This window comes from Bradyrhizobium sp., from assembly GCF_049798375.1.
GTDB lineage: Bacteria > Pseudomonadota > Alphaproteobacteria > Rhizobiales > Xanthobacteraceae > Bradyrhizobium.
In genome coordinates, this window is the sequence record NZ_JBARGP010000748.1 from 1 (window position 1) to 2,675 (window position 2,675).

General features: G+C 66.6%; 2 protein-coding genes. One reads left to right on the plus strand and one right to left on the minus strand.

Annotation, left to right across the window (positions count from 1 at the left end; genetic code table 11):
- Positions 1–1,645, plus strand: a 1,645-nt coding sequence (gene mutS / locus WA702_RS28815) for a DNA mismatch repair protein MutS (protein ID WP_425113936.1), incomplete at its 5' end; no start/stop codon positions are given.
- Positions 1,646–1,693: 48 nt separating this feature from the next.
- Here the strand turns inward: mutS and WA702_RS28820 are convergent.
- Positions 1,694–2,530 (minus strand): hypothetical protein, encoded by an 837-nt coding sequence (locus tag WA702_RS28820; protein WP_425113937.1) that lies wholly within the window; start codon positions 2,528–2,530, stop codon positions 1,694–1,696.
- Between the last annotated feature and the right edge of the window lie 145 nt (positions 2,531–2,675).

A 2,675-nucleotide genomic window follows, 5' to 3' on the forward strand; every position in this document is an offset into this window, starting at 1 on the left:
CCGCGGCGACATGCGCGAGCGGCTCAAATCCGCACCTGATCTTGCGCGCGCGCTCTCGCGCATCGCCATCGGCCGCGGCGGCCCGCGCGATCTTGCCGCCATCCGGGACGGCATTCTCGCTGCCGACCAGACATTGGCGCGGCTCGCCGCGCTCGAGCAGCCGCCGCAGGAGGTCGAAGCCGTGATAGCGGCGCTCGGCCGTCCGTCGCGCGAGCTGGCGGCCGAATTCGCCCGTGCGCTCGACGAGCAATTGCCGCTGATCAAACGCGACGGCGGCTTCGTGCGGCAGGGCTATGACACCGCGCTGGACGAGACGCGCAATTTGCGCGACGCCTCGCGGCTCGTGGTGGCCTCGATGCAGGCGCGCTATGCCGATCAGACCGGCGTCAAAGGCTTGAAGATCCGGCACAACAACGTGCTCGGCTACTTCGTCGAGGTCACGGCGCAGCACGGCGACAAGCTGATGTCGCCGCCGTTGAACGCGACCTTCATCCATCGCCAGACCCTGGCCGGCCAGGTGCGCTTCACCACATCAGAGCTCGGCGAGATCGAGGCCAAAATTGCCAACGCCGGCGAGCGCGCGCTCAATCTCGAGCTCGAGATCTTCGACCGCCTGTGCGGACAGGCGCTCGCCGCGGGCGAAGACTTACGCGCTGCCGCCCATGGCTTTGCCATGCTCGATGTCGCGACCGCGCTGGCCAAGCTCGCGATCGACGACAACTACGTCAGGCCCGAGGTCGACGGTTCGCTCGGCTTCATGATCGAGGGCGGCCGGCATCCGGTGGTCGAGCAGGCTTTGAAGCGCGACGGCCAGCCATTCATCGCCAATTCCTGCGACTTATCTCCTGCCCCGCAACAAAAGAGCGGCCAGCTCTGGCTGCTGACCGGACCGAACATGGCCGGCAAATCGACCTTCCTGCGCCAGAACGCGCTCATTGCTTTGTTGGCCCAAATTGGCTCCTTCGTGCCGGCATCCCGCGCGCGGATCGGCATCGTCGACCGGCTGTTCTCGCGCGTCGGCGCCGCCGACGACCTGGCGCGCGGACGCTCGACCTTCATGGTCGAGATGGTCGAGACCGCCGCGATCCTCAATCAGGCCGGCGAGCGCGCGCTGGTCATTCTCGACGAGATCGGCCGCGGCACGGCGACCTTCGATGGACTCTCCATCGCCTGGGCCGCGATTGAGCATCTGCATGAGAGTAACCGCTGCCGCACGCTGTTCGCCACGCATTATCACGAGCTGACCGCGCTTTCGGCCAAGCTGCCGCGGATGTTCAACGCCACCGTCCGGGTCAAGGAATGGCACGGCGACGTCGTGTTCCTGCACGAGGTGCTGCCGGGCTCCGCCGACCGCTCCTACGGCATTCAGGTGGCGAAGCTCGCCGGCCTGCCGCCGGCGGTGATCAGCCGCGCCAAATCGGTGCTGGCAAAACTCGAGGCACAGGACCGCGGCCAGAGCGCGCGTGCTTTGGTCGATGATCTGCCGCTGTTCGCGGTGCCGTCGCGCGCGGCGGCAGAGCCCACGATGTCGAAGGAAGCCGAGGAGCTGATATCGGCGGTGAAGGCGCTGCATCCCGACGAGATGACCCCGCGCGAGGCCATGGACGCGCTCTATGCGCTGAAGGCGAAGCTGGGAAAGAATTAGTTATCGTCATTGCGAGGAGCGCAAGCGACGAAGCAATCCAGCAACGGCCTATCGCCGCTTGGCTTCTGGATTGCTTCGCTCCGCTCGCAATGACGGCACTCTCTTCCTCCGCCCCGTCCACCACAGGCCGAGATTCCACAGCACGCAGGTGAGAAGGCCGAGGCTCAGGCCGATGGCCGAGCCGAACTGCGAGACGCCTGCCTGCACCGCCGCGATGCCGAGGCCAAAGCCGATCAGGCCCCAGACGCCGTTGGCGATCACGGCCGCCGTTGCCGGGCCGCCGATGCGTGGATGCAGGATCAGCATCATCGAGGTGAACACGATCGGGAATAGCACGAGGACGCCGCTGATATCGGGCCCGACCCAGCCCGACAGCGTCGTCACGGTGCCGACCAGAGTCGCGACCAAGAGCGCGCGCAGCGGCACGTCGTACCAGCGCCGCGTGATCAGCGGCATCTTGACATGCCTGTAACGCGCCAGCGCCGGCACGCAGATCGCGACCGTGATGGCATTGACGATCAGCCCCTCGGCCAGCGTCCACTGCACCTTCAAGATCAGCGACGCGATGCCGAACCAGACCGCGAGCGCGGTGGCGCAGCTCACCAGCACGCCGCGGCGCTGCGCCAGCAACACATAGACTAGCGAGAGCCAGATGGTCGCGGCATTGATCGGCAGGCTCGCCAGGGCGCCCCGCGCAATGAAGGCCGCGTCATGGTCGAGCGCGACGAACACATAGGCCGGCCCCGACGAGATCGGCAGGGTCGCGATCAGGGCGCCGATCACCGGCCCCGCGCGCTCGGCGATGATGGAGGCCGAGACCACGAAGGCCGCCGCGATCGCCATGCGCAAGGCCAGGATGAGGAGGAAGGTGAAGTCGGGGGACATGTTGATCCATTGTCCCGGGTAAGCAAACTCGTGCGAGCGCTGACTCGAGACTCTAAATCGCAGAAAATTTGGTTCTCAGCTCTCGCGCAGAGCGCCGGTATGCGCCCTCTCCCCGTTCTTACGGGGAGAGGGATGGGGTGAGGGG

What these genes read in the sequence shown, in the direction of transcription:
- WA702_RS28820 (WP_425113937.1), bottom strand. Translation starts at nt 2,530, where the DNA reads ATGTCCCCCGACTTCACCTTCCTCCTCATCCTGGCCTTGCGCATGGCG.